Raw genomic sequence first — 17754 nt, forward strand, 5'->3', positions numbered from 1 at the left:
GCGGTTACAGGAAACCAGACCACAAATGTCGGACACGGCAGCAGGCGAACAACGCAGACCGGAAGGCCCCGCAGCGGAGCAGCAGACGGCTGCGCCCGCCGCAGCCACCGGTCTTGCAGGTTTTCCCGTCCTTCAGGAGATTGTAGATACCCTTCGCCGGGGTGACGTTGGTCTTGCGACCGGCATTCTCGTCATCCTGACGCTCCTGATCCTGCCGATGCCGCCGATGATGCTGGACACGTTCCTGGCGGTCTCCATCATCTTTTCCGTCATGATCCTCATGACGGGCCTGTTCATCCAGCGGCCGCTGGAATTCTCGTCTTTCCCGACGGTTCTGCTGATTGCGACCATGCTGCGGCTGGGTCTCAATATCTCCTCCACCCGGCTTATCCTGGCAAACGGGCATGAAGGCACTGCGGCGGCGGGCAACGTCATCCAGTCCTTCGGCAATCTCGTCATGGGCGGGAACTTCGTCATCGGGATCATCGTCTTCGCAATCCTGGTGATCGTGAACTTCGTCGTCATCACCAAGGGTTCCGGCCGTATCGCGGAAGTCGCGGCACGCTTTACCCTGGACGCCATGCCGGGCAAGCAGATGGCGATCGATGCGGATCTGTCCGCAGGCCTCATCGACGAAGCCGAAGCCAAGTCTCGCCGCAAGGCGCTCGAAGACGAAAGTGCCTTCTTCGGGGCCATGGACGGTGCGTCCAAATTCGTGCGCGGCGACGCCATTGCCGGCCTTTTGATCACCTTCATCAACATTCTCGGCGGCATCTTCATCGGTGTTGCACAGATGGAGCTGACCTTTACCGAGGCCGCCAACAACTACACGCTGCTGACCATCGGCGATGGTCTCGTCTCCCAGATTCCGGCACTGATCGTTTCCACGGCAGCCGGCCTCCTTGTTTCCAAGGCAGGTGTGCATGGCGCCGCCGACAAGGCGCTGACCAGCCAGTTCACCGGCTATCCGAAGGCGCTCGGCATGTCGGCGGCGGTTATGGTGATCCTGGCGCTGCTTCCGGGCATGCCCATGGTCCCGTTCTTCGGTCTTGCAGGTCTTGCCGGTTATCTGGCCTTTTCCGTCGGGTCGAAGAAGAAGAAGGCCGCGGCAAAGGCCGAGATGGTCAAGGCCGTGGAAGACGCGCCGAAGCCGCCGCCAGAGCCGCCGATTACCGACGCCCTGAAGATGGACGAACTGCGCATCGAGCTCGGCTATGCCCTGTTGCCGCTGATCAACGGCAAGGCAACGGGAGACAACGATGTTCTGACCGAGCAGATCAAGGCATTGCGCCGCCAGATCGCGGGCGACATGGGCGTGATCATGCCGCCGGTGCGCATCCTCGACAACATTCAGCTTGGCGCGAACGATTACGTCATCAAGGTGAAGGAGGTCGAAGCCGGCCGCGGCGTGCTTTACCCGAACCACTTCATGGTCATGGATCCGGCCGGTGGGCAGGTCAAGCTGCCGGGCACGCACACCACGGAACCGACGTTCGGCTTGCCGGCGACCTGGGTGGAGGCCCAGTACCGCGAGGATGCTTCCTTGCGTGGCTACACCGTGGTGGATCCGGCAACCGTTCTGTCCACGCATCTGACCGAGACGATCAAGGCCAATATCAGCGAACTCCTGACCTATGGCGACGTGCAGAAGCTGCTCAAGGAGCTGAAGGGCGAGCAGGCCAAGCTGGTCGAGGACCTGATCCCGTCTCAGATCACCGTGTCCGGTGTCCAGCGCGTGCTGCAAACCCTCCTGGGCGAGCGGATTTCGGTTCGCGATCTCGGAACCATTCTGGAAGGCGTGTCCGAAGCAACCGGCATGACCCGCAATACGGACACCATTGCCGAGCACGTGCGCACCCGTCTTGGCAGGCAGATCTGCGCCGCCAATCTGGCGCCCGGTGGCTATCTGCCGCTGATCGCGCTGTCGCCGCAATGGGAGCAGGCTTTCCTGGAATCCATCATCGGCGAGGGTGACGACCGCCAGCTGGCAATGCAACCAAGCAAGCTGCAGGAATTCGTCGGCAGGGTCCGTGATGCGTTTGAGCAGGCTGCGCAGCAGGGCGAAGTTCCCGTGTTGCTGACATCGCCGCAGACCAGGCCGTTCGTTCGCTCCATCGTCGAGCGTTTCCGCGCCCACACGACGATCATGAGCCAGGCGGAAGTTCACCCGCGGATCAAGCTCAAGACAATCGGTTCGATCTGAGATAGGGCAATCATCAGTGCGTTCAACAAGCCTCTGTTGAACACCCGCTGATGTCATGCCCGGTGTGCTACACGACCACGTTAATCCTGGCCATGGCGGCGGTCTGACTGGCGTATGTGCCCAGCCGGCCCTGGTTCTGCAGGACAAACAGCGAATTGGCCTGAGAGGCCTGCGTGTTGATCGATTGCATCACGTAAGCGAGGTTGTTCAGCTGGTCGATACGCTTTGCGGCTGTCTGACGCCGCTTTGTCCAGGCCTTGTTGTAGTCGGCCAGGGACACCTTGCGACTGGAGCTGAAACGTTTGGAATAATCTCGTTGGAAGTAGTTGCTGACCTTGGCCATGCGTTTGCCTTTTCAAAAGACTGAAACAGCATAGCTCCCGAAGGAATGAACAAGCTCTTAACGCGCGTTTCTCCGGAAAACGCTACGTAACTTTTTTCGAGAAAATATCATCTTCCCGGGCCTTTGCCCGGCGGTTCACCCGGGAAAATCTAGACAAGCACGTTGATGCGGGCCATCGCGGCGGTCTGGTTCGCATAACCACCCAGCCTGCCTTGGTTCTGCATGACAAACAGCGTGTTCGTCTGAGCCGCTTGTGTATTGATGGTCGCGAAGGTGGATGCCAGGTTCCGAAGCTGCTGCATTTTCTGCGCCGACGCCTGACGGCGCCCGTTCCAGGCCTTGTTGTAGTCAGACCAAGTCGACTGCCGCTTCGTGCTGAAAGTTTTGTGGTAGTCCCGCTGGACGTAGTTTCCGACCTTTGCCATGGCAGCTCCTTCCTGGAGATCTGAACAGACTGTGTGCGAAGATGGTTAACAAGCCCTTAAATCAGCGCGATGTGCACACGGCGGCTTGGCGACAAACGTTCCAGCTGTTAAGCCCGGAAAAACACGCGAGATTCTGGAGGTTTTATGTCGACGCAAGCGCTTAACCTCGATGGCTACACGGATATTCCGGAGGGCAAGGTTGCCTTCGTGGTCACGTTCCTGGAAATGCTTCAGGCGCCTGAGAAGCCTCTTGCGCCGTCACGTGGCGACGTGACTTTGCAGCGGTGGCAGACGCCGGATCTCGACAGCTATCGCAAGCTTTTCCGGGAGGTCGGTGAAGACTGGATCTGGTTCGGCCGGCTGGTTCATGACGACAAGACGCTGGAGCAGTTGCTCGCCGAGCCTGCCCGCGAGAACTACCTGCCGATCATCGATGGCAAGCCGGTCGGTACGCTGGAGCTGGATTTTGCAAACCCGGAAGAGCCCGAACTTTCCTATTTCGGCCTGGTCCCCGGCGCGATCGGTGGCGGGCTTGGCCGCTGGCTGATGGCCCAGGCGCTGGACATCGTCTGGTCACGCCCGGAAACGAAACGGCTCTGGGTACACACCTGCACCGGCGACAGCCCGCAAGCGCTGATCTTTTACCAGGCCTGCGGTTTCAAGCCCTACAAGCGCGCCATTGAAGTTGCCGAAGACCCGCGTCTGCAGGGGCTACTCGGCCGCAAGCGCGCGCCGCATGTGCCTGTGATCGAGTGAGGACGCGGTTAAGCGCGATCTCGAAGGAATGGGGCTGCCTGCTCGCAAGCACACCCGTCTAGGCAGTTGCCCGAACCCGCTCCGGAAAGGCATCTGCGATGGCCTTGCGGTTTGCTTCAAGCACGCCGCGCTCGGTGATGAGGCCGGTTACGAGACGGGCAGGGGTGACGTCAAAGGCGGGATTCCCGACAGGAGATCCGTCTGCCACGATGTCCACCGTTTCGATCTCGCCGGCGCTGGTGCGGCCGGTGATGCGGCTGACCTCTTCGCCGCCGCGTTCCTCGATCGGGATCTGCCGGATACCGTCCGACAGGGAAAAGTCGATGGTCGGTGACGGCAGCGCGACGTAGAAGGGCACACTGTTGTCCTTTGCCGCCAATGCCTTCAGATAGGTGCCGATCTTGTTGCAGACATCACCGGTGGCCGTGGTGCGGTCCGTTCCTGTGATGACGATATCAACTTCGCCATGCTGCATCAGGTGTCCGCCGGCATTGTCGACAATAACCGTGTGTGGCACACCATGCTGACCGAGCTCCCAGGCGGTCAGGAAAGCCCCCTGATTGCGCGGTCGGGTTTCATCGACCCAGACATGAACGGGAATGCCGCCGTCATGGGACATGTAGATCGGCGCCGTCGCAGTGCCCCAGTCGACGGTGGCCAGCCAGCCGGCATTGCAATGAGTGAGGATGTTGACCGGCTCACCGGCGCGTTTCAGCCGCGAGATCGCGGCAATCAGCTCCATCCCGTGCATGCCGATGGCCATGTTGATGGCGATGTCCTCGTCGCAGATGTCATTGGCCAGCTTGAAGGCGGCTTCCTCGCGGATTTCAGGTGCCAGCCGGACCAGTGTCCGACGCGCCTTGTCGAGGGCCCATTGCAGGTTGACCGCTGTCGGCCGGGTTTCCAGCAGGGACGAGCAGGCGGCATGGAGATTGTCGTCTGAAGCGTCAGTCCGCATGGCAAGCGCGACGCCGTAGGCGGCTGTTGCACCAATCAGAGGTGCGCCGCGCACCTGCATGAACCGGATCGCATGGGCGGCGTCTTCCATTGTATGCAGTCGGATGGTCTCGAACGTGTGCGGAAATCTTGTCTGATCGATGATCTCGACCGAGCCGCCATCTTCCGCCAGCCAGATCGTGCGATATTTCTTGCCGTCCACGTTCATGAGCGAAACTCCGCAATCGCAATATGTTTTTTGCATAACCCATGAACAGGCTTCAGACCAGTCGCGCGTTACTGGCGCGACTGTCAAAAATACCTTAATCTCCGTTAACCATGTTTGGATCATTGCCAGTGGATAGCTCGCAGGTGGAGGCCATGCGGCTGTTTCACTCGGGATAGAGTCAGTTAAGACTTGATTCACCAACGGCAGTACAACGGAGTCACGTGTACCCCATGTCTGAAATGCAGGATAACGTTGTCCCACATACGCGCATGCGGTCCTTGCGCGATGCGATCCGGAAGGTTCAGCTTGGCGAAGTCGAACGTTCGGACGTGGTTGTTGAGCTCCAGGAAACCGAGCGTGCCCGGCTGGACATGCTTGCAGACGAACTCAAGGACGTTTTCAGGGAAATCCCGGAAGACGACGACCAGTTTTCCCTTCAGATCATCTCCGGTTCCACGCCTCGGCTCTGGATCGATGCGACCAGTCACGTGGCCGTTGGCGGTGACAGGCGCACCTATCGGTTCCTGAAGGACACGCGCCTCGGCCGGGTGGTCATTCTGGAAACGGCCAACATCGATGACATGGCAGACTGCCTGACCGAATATATAGCCGAACGCGTGCTGGAGCGGGAGAAGGCGCTGGAAGGCGACTGGCTCAACAACCGGCTGCGGCAGGTCGCGCTCGACAGCAAGGTCGTGCGTGTCAAGGAAAGCCGTACACCCTGGATGGCCGTCGCCGGTGCCTTCGGGATCGGTCTTGCGGCGGGCGTCATCGGCCTCATCGTCTTCGCCTGGTTCGCCAATCCGCTCTAAGGCGGCTTTTGTGAACGACGTCCAACACTCTCCAGTATCGGTCCTGGTTGCCGCAAGCCTGTGAGTGCCTTTCTGGGCAACTCGTCAGGCCTGCAGGAAGGGCCTCAGGGCTTGCTGCCCGGAATGGCGACTTCTCGTTCCGCGAGCAGTTTCACCGGCTCGTCTGGCGCGGCAAAGCCGTGCTCTTCCATCTGGCAGGACCAGCCCTCGTTTGTCTTTTCGATCCGGAACAGGTTGTAGCGCGCCGCCGGTTTCTTGCCGCCAGGCGCGCTTGTGGCAGATGGCACACCAACCACCGGGACGAGCCCGTCCGGTCCCTCGATATGCTCGAAACTGTCGACATGGGTGTGGCCGTGCAGGATCAGCTCGGCACCGGCTCTCTTGACGACGGCGCGCACCCTGGAGGCGTCCGACAGGCGCTTGTGCCAACGGGTGGCATGAGGGAACGGCGGGTGATGCAGCATCACCACGCGGAAGAAACCATCCTGGCCAAGGTCGTCCAGAATTGCCCGCAGACGCTTGCTCTGCTTGCTGCCGACACGGCCCGTAGCGAACCAGGGGCCGCTGGCGCGACCGGTCGTCACGCCGACAAGGGCGATGCCGTCCCGCTTGCGCACATAGGGAAAGGTTGCTTCCGAGTTGGTGCCGTTTGACGGCACATTGCCTGCGCCATCGCCGCGCATGTACGGCCACCATGCCGCGCGGGCCCTGCGCACGGCTCCAGGCACATAGGCGTCGTGGTTGCCCGGAACGACGGAGACATCCTCCGGCGGGCCGATTTCTTCAAGCCAGGTCCGCGCACCGGAAATTTCCAGGGGCAGGGCGATGTTCACCAGGTCGCCGGTGACGGCAATATGGTCGGGAGCCTGCGCCTGCATGTCATCGACGAGTTGTTCGAGATAACTGCCGCCCATGATCCTCGACCGGTTGCGGCGCCAGTTGAGGTAACCAAGGATCCGCTTGGAAAAAAGCTGCAGCAGCTTGGGGTCCGGAAGCGGGCCGAGATGGGGGTCGGAAAGATGGGCGAGCGTGAATGTGGACATGGTCGCGCATCTTCAAAACCAAAAGCGCCGCGTCAAGGGGAAATGACGCGGCGCTTTCAAGTGAGTTCAGGAACTGCCGGGAAACCGGTTACTTGACCGGTTTGACTGCCTTTGCGGCTTTCGGCGCTTTCTCGGTGTTATTGTCTGCGGAGCGCGTGGTTTCGCGCAGCGTCGCGCCAACAACATTCACGAATCCGAACATGGGTCTTCTCCGTACAGGTTCCTTCGACCGACCTTAGTTGGTCGGGAAAGTGGTTAGGGTTGCGACGATGCGCGGGTTGGTCAGGTCGATAGCCGGCTTCCACTGGTAATTGTTGCGGTTGCGGCGGCGTTTTCCAAACAGAGCGTTCAACATTTTATTTTCCTTCAGGTTAGGGCGGTCAGAAGGGCTGCCCTCGAATTCATCAACTTGCCCGATATATATGCATGCTGTGCACAAAGGAGGAGCGTTATTCTCACGGGTCAGCCCTGCGGGGATTGCATGGGTTAAAAAAGTTTTATTTCCCCTCTGGATCCGGTAACGTCCTGAAAATGTTGAAGATATTATCAGTCTTGCCGACGTCGGTGACCACACGCCTGATCCAGGGAATTGGACTTGTCCGAAACCCGTTCACGCTTGGGGTGCGCGTGATCGTTGAAGACCGCAACAGCCGGGTCCTTCTGGTGCGGCACAGTTATGTCACGGGCTGGTACCTGCCGGGTGGGGGCGTGGACAAGGGCGAGACGATGGAAGAGGCTGCCTGCCGGGAGGTTCTGGAAGAAGCAGGTGTCGTCTCGGTCAGCCGTCCGCAGCTTCTCAATATCTTCCTGAACCAAGAAGCGACAGGCCGGGATCATGTCGGGCTTTATCACATGCCCGAGTGGAGACAGGCGGACACCTTCCTTCAGCCCAATGCGGAAATCGAGGAGGCGGCATTCTTTGAGCTGGAAGCTCTGCCGGAGGGGCTTACGCGGTCCACAGCCAGGCGGCTCGACGAGTTTCGCTCCGGCCGCGAACCGGAAAGCGGCAAGTGGTGAGGCCTGCCACCCCCAGGTCGGTCATGTCGTCTTCCGGGTAAGCCGGAGCCGGCTCACCTGGAAGTTTCGTATCTGATCAGGCAGCTGCCTTGAAACGCTCGCGGTCGTGAGGGTGGGTGAAATCCAGGGCAGGCCCGACAGGGACGATCCTGGTCGGATTCACACTCTCATGCGAGCCGTAGTAGTGCTGCTTGATCGTTGTCATGTCGACCGTGTCTGCAACACCCGGGACCTGATAAAGCTCCCGCAGGTAGTTCGACAGGTTCGGATAGTCGTCGATCCTGCGGATATTGCATTTGAAATGCCCGACATAAACCGCGTCGAAGCGCACCAGCGTCGTGAACAGTCGCCAGTCGGCTTCCGTCAGCTGGTCTCCGACCAGATAGCGCTGACGGGACAGGCGATCTTCCAGCTCGTCCAGTGCCTTGAACAGTTCCGTGACTGCTTCTTCGTAGGCTTCCTGTGTGGTCGCGAAACCGGACTTGTAAACACCGTTGTTGACGGCGTGATAGACGCGCTCGTTGATACTGTCGATTTCGGTGCGCAAGGCAGTCGGATAGAAATCAAGGTGTGAGCCGGTCAGGTCGTTGAACGCCGAGTTGAACATCCGGATGATCTCGGAAGACTCGTTGCTCACGATCGTGTTCTGGTGCTTGTCCCAAAGGATCGGCACGGTCGCACGGCCGCTGTAGTGCGGGTCGGCCTTGGTGTAGACGTGCCAGGCGTATTTCGCACCGGTCAGCGGATCGATCTCCGGAAACTCCCAGCCGTTCTCCAGCATGAGCGGCTGTACGGCGGAGACGGAAATCAGGTCTTCCAGTTTCTTGAGCTTTCGGAATACCAGAGTGCGGTGCGCCCAGGGGCAGGCAAAGGAAACGAACAGATGATAGCGATCCGCTTCAGCCTTGAAGCCGCCGTTGCCCGTGGGGCCGGCAGTCCCGTCCGCGGTGATCCAGTTCCGAAACGCCGCGTCCTTGCGGACGAAGCGTCCACCGGTGGATTTCGTGTCGTACCATTTGTCTTTCCAGACGCCGTCGACCAGCAGTCCCATGATGCGCTCCCTTGTTGTGCTTCGTCTGGTTAGGTTGTGCACACGGGCGGAAAATCAATCAATTGAATGCTCTGTTCCGGCTCGGTGAACAATCAGCGGACTGGTGAGAACGGACAAAAAAGGCTGGACCGAAGCAGCCATTGCGTGGTAACCGCTTCTCCTCTTTCTGGAAATATCGGCTTTCGAACACGCTGATATCGCAACGAGACTGGGATAGATGACCGCAGGTCTTACGCTTCGACGACGAACCAGCCGACGAGATAACTCTCGTCCGCACCGTCGCGGCTGACCTGATCCTGGATCTTCCTTACGTTTTATCCAGGCACTGGCAGGCGCGCATTTCTCCAAAGACTGCATGCTTGCTGGAACCAGCCAAATGAAACAGACCACATGGGTCATCCGGCCCGAAGACGCGACCGACACCTCCGCAATTGACGATCTGCAGGCCGAAGCTTTCGGCCCCGGCCGGTTCGCGCGAACCGCTTTCCGGATCCGCGAAGGCGTCCCGCATCGTCCGGATGTCTCTTTCGTCGGCCTTGCGGGTGAGCAGGTGGCGGGGTCAATCAGACTGACACCGATCAGGATTGGCGACACCGACGCCCTGTTGCTCGGTCCGTTGACCGTATCTCCCGACTTCAAGAACCGGGGTCTCGGCAAAGCGCTTATGCGCACGGCAATGGAAGCGGCGGCGGCTGCCGGAGACAAGGTCGTGCTGCTGGTCGGCGATGCACCTTACTACAGCCCCTTCGGCTTTCAGCAGGTCCCGTTCGGACGCATTACGCTGCCCGGGCCCGTCGACCCGGCGCGGCTCCTCGTCGCGCTGTTGAATGACGGCGACATTCCGAGCGGAATGGTGCACGGCGGGATATCTGCTGCGGTCGCTTCCTGAGGTTGTTTCTGCGTGACGCGGGGCGGGTTGACGGTGGGTGTGGCCCATCCTTCGAGACGGCCTGGAGGCCTCCTCAGGATGAGGAAGAGAATATTGATAGGCCGGTAGCTTCCCTTCGACCTCATCCTGAGGAAGGCCGAAGGCCTGTCTCGAAGGATGGGCCCCAAACACAACAGATCGGTTCGTACTTAGCTCAAGCGGATTGCCGACCGCCGCGAGGGCGGTCGGCACAAAAGCTACCGTCCTTCGCGATACCAGGTCAGGGACAGGGCACCCAGCAGGAGCGCAAGACCAAGCAGTCCGATCATCAGCGGATAGCGGTCGATGCCGTTGAGGACGCTCGCCTCAGTGGCCTTCAGCCCCAGCCAGCCATTGCCGGCGTAGCTCGCTGACGGACGCATCGAAACAATGCGTGGGACGGTCAGGTCTCCGCCCACATCCCGCAAGCGCTCAGAGGCACCGCCCGTCGCTTCGCTGAGCGGTGCCAATGGCTCGGTCGTGGACAGAACGTCGGTGTATTCGCGCGGGTTCTGGGGCCCAACGTGGATCAGCGCGCTCATGTCGCCTTCGGTGACCGAGAACAACCCGGTTTCGCCGGCAGGCATGCCGGCACGCCACAGGCCTGGTTCCTGTTCGGTCAGAACGATCTGCGACCGGTCGCCTGTCGGCGAGACAACCGTGACTTCCCCGACGGTCTCGCCCAGGGTCTGGCGTTCGATGACCAGTTCCGGTCCGCGCATGGAGACATTCAGCGCTTCTTCTTCCAGATCCGGTTCCTTCATCAGCCAGTGGGCCAGACGGCGCAGCAGCGGAACATGCGGACCACCGCCTTCATAACCACGTGCCCAGAGCCAGACGTGATCGGACAGCAGCATGGCCACTCGGCCTTCGCCTTCGCGGTTGAGAACCAGCAGCGGCGTGTCGCTCGGGCCGGACATCAGCGTCTGGCCGGCGTCGAGCTCGGTGTCGACCACGCGGAACCAGCGGCTCCATGCGGGCGGGTCCTGTTCGGATCCGGGAAGCCCACGGGTGACCGGGTGGCGCTTGCCGAGGTCGGCGAGGGACGCGTGGTAGGGTTGTTCGAGAATGGTGCCGGTCGGACGAGCCGGAAGGATCGGCGCCAGTGGTGTACGGTAAAGGCTGCCACCTTCGGCGTAATCGGGACCGCCGGCCAGCAGCATCGCACCGCCATCGCGCACATAGCGGGCGATATTGTCGAAATACAGCATCGGTAGAACGCCGCGGCGCACGTAGCGGTCGAAGATGATCAGGTCGAATTCGTCAATCTTCACCGAGAAGAGTTCCCGGGTCGGAAAGGCGATCAGCGACAGCTGGTTGATCGGCGTTCCGTCCTGTTTTTCCGGCGGGCGCAAGATGGTGAAGTGAACCAGATCCACCGAGGCATCGGACTTCAGAAGGTTGCGCCAGGTGCGTTCACCGGCATGAGGCGACCCGGAAACAAGCAACACCCGCAGATTCTCTCGGATGCCGTCGATGGTCACAACGGCCCGGTTGTTGAGTGTCGTGAGTTCGTCGGTCAGCGGCTCGGCGTCGAATTCGAAGATATTGTTGCCGCCATGGGCGATTTCAACCGGAATGTCGATCTTCTCGCCTGTCCGGGCCGTGCGTTCGGTGACGACATCGCCATCGCGTTTGACGGTCAGGCGCACCTGGTCGCCAGGTCCCGTGCCACGGCCCTGGTCGACGACGGTCAGGCTGACGATCTGCTCGGAATCGACCAGGCCGAACCGTGGGGCCTTGTCGAGTACGATGCGCCGGTCCCGTTCATCAACCGTACCGGTGATAAGGCCATGAACCGGGGCGTCGAACCCCAGGGCGCCTGCGTTGCCGGGGATGTCGTGGATCTGCCCGTCGGTCACGATGATCGCACCACCAACCCGATCCGGCGGAACGTCAGCAAGGCCGTTTGCCAGGGTCTGGAACGCCTCGGTGCCATCACCCGAACCGGAGTTTCGCGCTTCCAGAACGCGCAGGTCAAAGCCATCAAGGGTACCGATGCGGCGGGTCAGTTCTTCCACGGCCTCATCGGTTGTCGACTGGCGATCGGAAAGGCGTTGGCTCTGGCTCTTGTCGACGACAAGAGCAACGACGCTTGACAGCGGTTCCCTGTCTTCCCGCTCAACAGCGGGGTTGGCCAGCGCCAGCAACAGCAAGGCCATCGTCAGGGTGCGCAGCAACCAGCCACGCAAATTCAGAAAGCCGGAAAAGGCGGTGAGAAGAACAGCGATAACGCCGCCTGCCACAAGGGCCCAGAGCGGAACGAGGGGATCGAAGGCGAGTGACCAGACCATCTAGTCTCCTATTGTCCCAAACGCTCAAGCAGAGCGGGAATGTGCACCTGATCGGCCTTGTAGTTGCCGGTCAGGCTGTACATGACGATGTTGACCCCGGAACGGAAGGCGTAGTCCCGCTGCATGGGATTGTTGGGCACCGTCGGATACATGAACTCACCTGCCTCGGTGATTGCCCAGGCAGCGGCAAAATCGTTGCCGGTAATGAGGATCGGTGACACGCCGTCACCCGCCCGCACTGGCCGGTCGCCCCGGGCGGCAACTTCTTCCAGGCTCTCCACCCAGAGCGGGCTGGTCGCATACCGTCCCGGGAACGAATCCAGCAGGTAGAAAGCCTTCGTCAAAACGTGATCGGGCGGCACCGGCTCAAGCGGGGGAACATCCAGGTCTTCCAGGATTTCACGCAGCTTCAGCGTTGCCGGTGTCGAGGCGAAGCCATTGGCCGAGGCATTGATGTGATCGCGCGTGTCGAACAGGATTGTTCCGCCGTTGCGCATGAAAGTGTCTATGCGGGCAATTGTCTGATCGTTCGGTTTGTCGGCAGCCGCATCGATCGGCCAGTAGAGCAGGGAATAGAACGCAAGTTCGTCGCGCTCGATGTCGATGGCAATCGGTGCTCCAGGTTCAAGCGCGGTGCGTTCCGACAGGAACTGGGTAAGTCCCGAAAGGCCCGCAGAGCTGGCATCGTCGATCTCCGGATTACCCGTCAGCACATAGGCAAGGCGGGTTTCCAGGGTCGATTCCAAGGCCAGAAGATCTTCCGAGCTCGATTGCGCCCTGGCTTGATCAATGCCGGCAGGGGCGAGGAGGCCTGCACCGAAAGCCAGAACAAGAGCCGTGGCGGCGGTGCGGCTGCGCAAGCCGAGACGGCTCAGGCCACCGGCCAGCAGGAAGACGGCAATCGTATCGAGGATCATCAGCAGGAAGGCCAGCGTGAAGAACAGGGCTCTCAGATCAAAGGGATCGGAGGTCGGGTAGGCAGTTTGCACGGTTCGGTCGCCCAGCGCCGAGAGGTCGAGCGGCAGGAGCTCGTCGTCCCGCTGCATCAGATTGAGCGCTCGGAAGCCGTCTTCCGTGCCGTAAAGACCGGGAGGTGTTCTGCGGCTTGCTTCCGCATCTCGGAAAACGGACGCGTTCACGGGCGTGACTTCTACCGGCGGCGGGCCGAAACGGCCATAACCGTCCAGCAGGCGCAAGGGCGGCAACACGCTCGTTGCCGGCGTGCCATCTTCGGCGGTTTCAGAGGCGGAAGCCACGTTCGAGACCGACAGGATCCGCCGCAGCATGTTCAGGAAGTCGCCAGACAGCGGCAGGTTCGACCAGGAGGAATCCGCTGTGACGTGGAACAGCACCATCGACCCCGCGCCGATGGGAGCCGCCGTCACGAGAGGAGTGCCGTCTTCGAGCATGGCCCAGGTGCGTTCAGGCAGATCCGATGTCGGCTCGGCCAGTACCTGCCGGGTCACAGTAACTTCCTGCGGAACCCGCAAGCCAGCGAAGGGCGATCCTTCCGGAAAGTCTGCCAGGTGTTGTGGCTGTTTCCAGCTGAGTGAACCACCAAGGGACCGGTCGCCTGCGCGCAAACGCACGGGGATGAGATCGTCACTGCCACCCGCAGTCCGCGGGCCAGCGAAGCGGACAAGCGTGCCGCCGTTTTCAATCCAGTCGCGAAGCGTCTCGGTCGTCGTTTCAGGCAACCGGCCAACGTCGGCCAGAACCAGCAAGGAAATGCCCTGTTCGATCAGCGAAGGTACAGCGTCGGCAATATCCGCATCACGCGGGCGGCGTATGTCCGAGAAGGGCGCAAGGGCGCGCTCCAGATAATAAAGCGGTGACAGCAGCGGCTGATCCAGATCGCCCGACTGGCCTGAAATCAGTCCGACCGTGCGCCGGCGCCAGCTGTCATCCACCAGTTGGACGGCGCCTGCGGCGGCCTCACCGGTGACTTCGACCCGGGCAATATCGTTGCGCAATTCACTTGGCAGTTCGAAGCGCGCCTGTGTTTCGGTCGCACCAGCGTCAAAATTCGCTTGCACTTCGCCAAGGACAAGTCCCTTCAGATCGAGAGCCTGAAGTGTTGCGGAGCTCAGTCTCTGGTCCGGGTGGCGCACAACGGTCAACGACAGGGCGTCGGCGTCGTTATTGAGGTCCTTCAATCCCATGGGCGTGTCCAGACCTGTCAGGACCGTTATCGGAGCCGTGCCGGAAATCTGTGCGAGATCGGTTAGAAACGAACCTTTGGTGCTGGTGTTGTCCGACAGCCAGATCACGGCACCAGGCGGTGTCTCCTGGGCTGCCTTGCGCAGGCCTATGCTGAGCTCGGCGCGCTGCGGCGGATAGGGACGCGGTTCAAGTGCACGCAGTTTTTCCAGAGCGGTTGTTGCTGCCTCCGGTGTGAAACTCTGGCCCGGGCCTTCGGCGGAGGCTGCAAACAGGATTGGCTGACCGCTCTGTTCTGCTTCGCTCAGGATCTGCTCGGCGGTATTGACCTGCGCGGTCCATCCCTTTGCGGATGTCCAGCCGTTGTCAACCAGAACCCATAGGACACCCTCGCCGGTTTCAAGCGGTTCGCTGGAGCGCCAGATCGGTCCGGCCAGGGCAATGATGAGGATGGCTGCCATCAGCAGTCGCAGCAGTGTCAGCCACCAGGGGCTGCGCTGCGGTGTTTCCTCATGCTGATCGATGCCGATCAGCAGCCGGGTCGGCGGAAACCGGATTTCGCGTGGGCGCGGCGGTGTCAGGCGCAACAGCCACCAGATAACCGGAAGCAATGCCAGCGCGGTCAGGATCCAGGGGACGGTGAATGTCAGAGGCAATCCTGCGAACACGGGTCAGATGCCTCCTTTTGGCAGTACGTCCAGCGCACCGGACAGGGCACTGTGAAGCACGAGCAAAGGTTCGGACGCCGGACGGTCGGTGTGGTGCAGGACATATGTCCAGCCGGCACGCCTTGCGATGTCACGAATTTCCGCGCGGTGGGCTTCCAGCCGGTTGCGGTAATCCTCGCGCCACTTTTCCGCGCGTCCGGCGGTCAGCCGAAACCCCTTTTCCGGATCGGTGAATTCGACCCTTCCATCAAACGGGAAGGTTTCCTCGATCGGATCGAGGACCTGAACCAGGTGGCCACGCGCACCCGTGCTGGCAACGCGGGCAACCCATGCCGCGACTTCCTCGATCGGGTCCAGGAAATCGGACACAAGAACCACATCGGCAAACCTTTGCACGGCCGTGGTGTCCGGATAGGCGATCGGTTTGGAAAGATGGGTGAGTGCATCGGCGAGACGTTCAGCGGCACGCCGGTCGGAAAAGGCTCTTGTCAGGCCTGGCAGTCCGATCCGTTCGCCTGTTTCAGCCAGCATGTCGGCAAGTGCAAGCATCAGCACAATGGCGCGGTCGCGCTTGGCGACACCTGCAAGGCGGGAGCGGAAAACCATGGAGGGCGAAAGATCTGCCCAGAGCCACACCGTGTGCGCGGCCTCCCATTCGCGTTCGCGAACATAAAGATGATCATCGCGTGCGGAACGGCGCCAGTCGATGCGCTTTGCCGGTTCGCCCATGTTGAACGGGCGGAACTGCCAGAAGCTTTCCCCCGGGCCCGCACGCCGACGGCCATGCCAGCCGGCGATGATGGAACTGGCAACATGGCTTGCCTCGACCAGCAGATCCGGCAGGGCATCCGCGACCGACCGGGCCTCGCCGATGACGTTCGGCCAGGTATCGGCATCAATGCCTGTCTGGTTGCTGCCCTGAGTACTGCTCGAATCCATGCGGTCGGCTTCCTGGCTGGTTAAGGGGAGGGGATCAGGCGATCAGTTCCTTGACCCGTCGAATGACGTCGCGAACGGTGTGACCGTCGGCTCTGGCTGCGAACGTCAGCGCCATGCGGTGCTGAAGGACCGGTTCGGCAAGAGCCAAGACGTCATCGACGGAAGGTGCGAGACGTCCGTCGACCAGCGCGCGGGCCCTGACGGTCAGCATCAGTGCCTGGCTGGCACGCGGTCCCGGGCCCCAGGCGATCAGGTTGGTGAGATCGGAAGGTGCGGAGCTGTTGTCCGGGCGTGCGGAGCGCACAAGCTTCAGGATTGCTTCCACCACGGATTCGCCTACCGGCATGCGCCGAACGAGCTGCTGGTACTCCATCAGTTCTTCCGCTCGCATGGCTACCTGGGCCTTGGCCTGATCGGCACCGGTGGTTTCCAGCAAGATCCGGCGTTCGGCCTCAAGATCCGGGTAATGCACGTCGATCTGCATCAGGAACCGGTCGAGCTGGGCTTCAGGCAGCGGATAGGTACCTTCCTGTTCGAGCGGGTTCTGCGTGGCAAGCACGTGGAAGGGGCGCGGAAGGTCATGCGGGTGCCCGGCGACGGTTACATGATACTCCTGCATGGCCTGCAGAAGCGCCGACTGGGTGCGGGGACTGGCACGGTTGATTTCGTCAGCCATCAGCAACTGAGAGAAAACCGGACCGGGAATAAAGCGGAACGAGCGGCTGCCGTCGGCACCTTGTTCCATCACTTCGGCACCGAGAATGTCGGACGGCATCAGATCTGGCGTGAACTGGATGCGTCGGGCGTCGAGGCCCAGAACGGTGCCGAGCGTTTCCACCAGCTTGGTCTTGGCAAGGCCGGGCACACCGACAAGAAGGCCGTGGCCGCCAGCCAATATGGTGACGAGCGACTGCTCCACCACATTTTCCTGACCGAAGATGATCCGGGCGATATCGACCTTGGCATCGCTGATCCGGTTGACGGCGCGTTCGGCTTGTTCGGCGACGGCGGCGAGATCTTCTTCGCTTGGGCTGGAGGGAGAAATAACGCTCATGGATCACCTTTCCCGCAATCTACGTTTCGACTGCCTGTCCGGCCCTGGGGCTAACAATACCCCTGACCTTTGTTGCTGCGACTCAAGCAGTCTGACACCATATAAATCAGTAGATAAGGCGCAATTGTGCGCCATACAGTGGAAAGGTCCAAGAATCTTTCCACGCTTTGGGGAAAAGGTCGGGCCTGCGGGAAGCTGGGAGCAGGCGAAGACGATCCGGGCGGTAGCGGAATTGTCAAAAATTCCGGTACCTTGATGACGACGACAAGGGCGAAACATCCATGGCGGAGGCAACCGCAAAAACGGACGGGGCACTACCCGAAGGTTTAAAGGCACTGATGAGCCGGGCGGACACTGGCGGCAAGGGACCACCCCCGGTCGAGAAGTGGAATCCGCCGTTTTGCGGGGATCTGGACATCCGCATTGCCCGTGATGGCACGTGGTATTATCTCGGGTCGCCGATTGGCCGCATGCCTCTGGTGAAGCTGTTTGCCTCTGTGCTGCGCAAGGACGAGGACGGCCGGCATTATCTGGTCACGCCAGTCGAGAAGATCGGGATCACCGTGGAGGATGCCCCGCTTCTGGCCGTCGAGATGGCGGTGGAAGGCGAGGCGCAAGGGCAGCAGCTCACGCTGCGGACAAATCTCGGTGATCTCGTTGCCGTCGGTGCCGACCATCCTCTTCGATTTGAAAAAGAACCGGACAGCGACGGTTTGAAACCCTATGTTCACGTCAGAGGGCGCCTGGAGGCCTTGTTCACCAGAGCGCTGATGTATCAACTGGCGGATCTTATGGAAGAGCAGGAAACAGATGACGGCACCCGGATGGGGGTCTGGAGCGGTGGCCGGTTCTTTACGGTAGATCCCGCCTTCCTGAGCGTTCAGGACTGACCGAATGAACTGTTTCGTACGACCGGA

At 61.0% G+C, this 17754-nt stretch carries 15 protein-coding genes; 6 read left to right on the forward strand and 9 right to left on the reverse strand.

What is annotated here, in order from left to right; translation table 11 throughout:
* The first annotated feature begins 25 nt into the window (after positions 1-25).
* On the forward strand, positions 26-2203 hold the full coding sequence (flhA, locus tag FIV03_RS13040) for a flagellar biosynthesis protein FlhA (protein WP_152509845.1): 2178 nt from the start codon (positions 26-28) through the stop codon (positions 2201-2203).
* Positions 2204-2270: 67 nt separating this feature from the next.
* On the opposite strand, the gene FIV03_RS13045 is transcribed toward flhA, so the two are convergent.
* The gene (locus FIV03_RS13045) at positions 2271-2546 is read right to left on the reverse strand and encodes a flagellar biosynthesis protein (RefSeq protein ID WP_077292097.1); all 276 of its coding nucleotides are present in this window, start codon (positions 2544-2546) and stop codon (positions 2271-2273) included.
* Positions 2547-2695: 149 nt separating this feature from the next.
* Positions 2696-2971 (reverse strand): flagellar biosynthesis protein, encoded by a 276-nt coding sequence (locus tag FIV03_RS13050; protein WP_152509846.1) that lies wholly within the window; start codon positions 2969-2971, stop codon positions 2696-2698.
* 144 nt (positions 2972-3115) lie between these two features.
* Here FIV03_RS13050 and FIV03_RS13055 point away from each other — a divergent pair, with 144 nt between their 5' ends.
* Positions 3116-3727, forward strand: a complete 612-nt coding sequence (locus tag FIV03_RS13055; protein ID WP_152509847.1) for a GNAT family N-acetyltransferase — start codon at positions 3116-3118, stop codon at positions 3725-3727.
* Between the two features lie 58 nt (positions 3728-3785).
* Here FIV03_RS13055 and mtnA read toward each other — a convergent pair whose 3' ends face one another.
* On the reverse strand, positions 3786-4892 hold the full coding sequence (gene mtnA, locus FIV03_RS13060; RefSeq protein ID WP_062487584.1) for an S-methyl-5-thioribose-1-phosphate isomerase: 1107 nt from the start codon (positions 4890-4892) through the stop codon (positions 3786-3788).
* 230 nt (positions 4893-5122) lie between these two features.
* On the opposite strand from mtnA, the gene FIV03_RS13065 reads away from it, so the two are divergent.
* Positions 5123-5704 (forward strand): hypothetical protein, encoded by a 582-nt coding sequence (locus tag FIV03_RS13065; protein WP_023014621.1) that lies wholly within the window; start codon positions 5123-5125, stop codon positions 5702-5704.
* 104 nt (positions 5705-5808) lie between these two features.
* On the opposite strand, the gene FIV03_RS13070 is transcribed toward FIV03_RS13065, so the two are convergent.
* Entirely contained in the window at positions 5809-6747 is a 939-nt protein-coding gene (locus tag FIV03_RS13070; RefSeq protein WP_152509848.1) for a metallophosphoesterase, read from the reverse strand.
* 564 nt (positions 6748-7311) lie between these two features.
* Here FIV03_RS13070 and FIV03_RS13075 point away from each other — a divergent pair.
* Positions 7312-7764 carry an NUDIX domain-containing protein gene (locus FIV03_RS13075; RefSeq protein WP_286202290.1) on the forward strand — a complete coding sequence of 151 codons (453 nt, stop codon included), beginning with the start codon at positions 7312-7314 and terminating at the stop codon, positions 7762-7764.
* Positions 7765-7840: 76 nt separating this feature from the next.
* On the opposite strand, the gene FIV03_RS13080 is transcribed toward FIV03_RS13075, so the two are convergent.
* A complete protein-coding gene (locus FIV03_RS13080) occupies positions 7841-8815 on the reverse strand; it encodes a glutathione S-transferase family protein (protein WP_152509850.1) in 975 nt (324 codons plus the stop codon).
* Between the two features lie 376 nt (positions 8816-9191).
* On the opposite strand from FIV03_RS13080, the gene FIV03_RS13085 reads away from it, so the two are divergent.
* Positions 9192-9704 carry an N-acetyltransferase gene (locus FIV03_RS13085; RefSeq protein ID WP_152509851.1) on the forward strand — a complete coding sequence of 171 codons (513 nt, stop codon included), beginning with the start codon at positions 9192-9194 and terminating at the stop codon, positions 9702-9704.
* Between the two features lie 236 nt (positions 9705-9940).
* Here FIV03_RS13085 and FIV03_RS13090 read toward each other — a convergent pair whose 3' ends face one another.
* Genes FIV03_RS13090 through FIV03_RS13105 form a run of 4 tightly spaced genes read right to left on the reverse strand, consistent with a single transcriptional unit; the run spans position 9941 to position 16837 of the window.
* Positions 9941-12016 carry a hypothetical protein gene (locus FIV03_RS13090; protein ID WP_152509852.1) on the reverse strand — a complete coding sequence of 692 codons (2076 nt, stop codon included), beginning with the start codon at positions 12014-12016 and terminating at the stop codon, positions 9941-9943.
* An 8-nt stretch (positions 12017-12024) separates the two neighbouring features.
* Entirely contained in the window at positions 12025-14844 is a 2820-nt protein-coding gene (locus FIV03_RS13095; RefSeq protein WP_152509853.1) for a DUF4159 domain-containing protein, read from the reverse strand.
* A 3-nt stretch (positions 14845-14847) separates the two neighbouring features.
* Entirely contained in the window at positions 14848-15783 is a 936-nt protein-coding gene (locus FIV03_RS13100) for a DUF58 domain-containing protein (RefSeq protein WP_022998137.1), read from the reverse strand.
* Positions 15784-15817: 34 nt separating this feature from the next.
* On the reverse strand, positions 15818-16837 hold the full coding sequence (locus tag FIV03_RS13105) for a MoxR family ATPase (protein ID WP_022998136.1): 1020 nt from the start codon (positions 16835-16837) through the stop codon (positions 15818-15820).
* 338 nt (positions 16838-17175) lie between these two features.
* On the opposite strand from FIV03_RS13105, the gene FIV03_RS13110 reads away from it, so the two are divergent.
* Positions 17176-17727, forward strand: coding sequence for a DUF1285 domain-containing protein (locus FIV03_RS13110; protein ID WP_286202307.1), 552 nt, complete (start codon positions 17176-17178; stop codon positions 17725-17727).
* Positions 17728-17754 lie beyond the last annotated feature (27 nt).

Source organism: Labrenzia sp. THAF187b, from assembly GCF_009363375.1.
Taxonomy (GTDB): domain Bacteria; phylum Pseudomonadota; class Alphaproteobacteria; order Rhizobiales; family Stappiaceae; genus Roseibium; species Roseibium algicola.

Excerpts from the sequence above, each read along its gene's own strand:
- flhA (WP_152509845.1), top strand. The coding sequence starts at position 26 with ATGTCGGACACGGCAGCAGGCGAACAACGCAGACCGGAAGGCCCCGCA.
- FIV03_RS13045 (WP_077292097.1), bottom strand. The coding sequence starts at position 2,546 with ATGGCCAAGGTCAGCAACTACTTCCAACGAGATTATTCCAAACGTTTC.
- FIV03_RS13050 (WP_152509846.1), bottom strand. The coding sequence starts at position 2,971 with ATGGCAAAGGTCGGAAACTACGTCCAGCGGGACTACCACAAAACTTTC.
- FIV03_RS13055 (WP_152509847.1), top strand. The coding sequence starts at position 3,116 with ATGTCGACGCAAGCGCTTAACCTCGATGGCTACACGGATATTCCGGAG.
- mtnA (WP_062487584.1), bottom strand. The coding sequence starts at position 4,892 with ATGAACGTGGACGGCAAGAAATATCGCACGATCTGGCTGGCGGAAGAT.
- FIV03_RS13065 (WP_023014621.1), top strand. The coding sequence starts at position 5,123 with ATGTCTGAAATGCAGGATAACGTTGTCCCACATACGCGCATGCGGTCC.
- FIV03_RS13070 (WP_152509848.1), bottom strand. The coding sequence starts at position 6,747 with ATGTCCACATTCACGCTCGCCCATCTTTCCGACCCCCATCTCGGCCCG.
- FIV03_RS13080 (WP_152509850.1), bottom strand. The coding sequence starts at position 8,815 with ATGGGACTGCTGGTCGACGGCGTCTGGAAAGACAAATGGTACGACACG.
- FIV03_RS13085 (WP_152509851.1), top strand. The coding sequence starts at position 9,192 with ATGAAACAGACCACATGGGTCATCCGGCCCGAAGACGCGACCGACACC.
- FIV03_RS13090 (WP_152509852.1), bottom strand. The coding sequence starts at position 12,016 with ATGGTCTGGTCACTCGCCTTCGATCCCCTCGTTCCGCTCTGGGCCCTT.
- FIV03_RS13100 (WP_022998137.1), bottom strand. The coding sequence starts at position 15,783 with ATGGATTCGAGCAGTACTCAGGGCAGCAACCAGACAGGCATTGATGCC.
- FIV03_RS13105 (WP_022998136.1), bottom strand. The coding sequence starts at position 16,837 with ATGAGCGTTATTTCTCCCTCCAGCCCAAGCGAAGAAGATCTCGCCGCC.
- FIV03_RS13110 (WP_286202307.1), top strand. The coding sequence starts at position 17,176 with ATGAGCCGGGCGGACACTGGCGGCAAGGGACCACCCCCGGTCGAGAAG.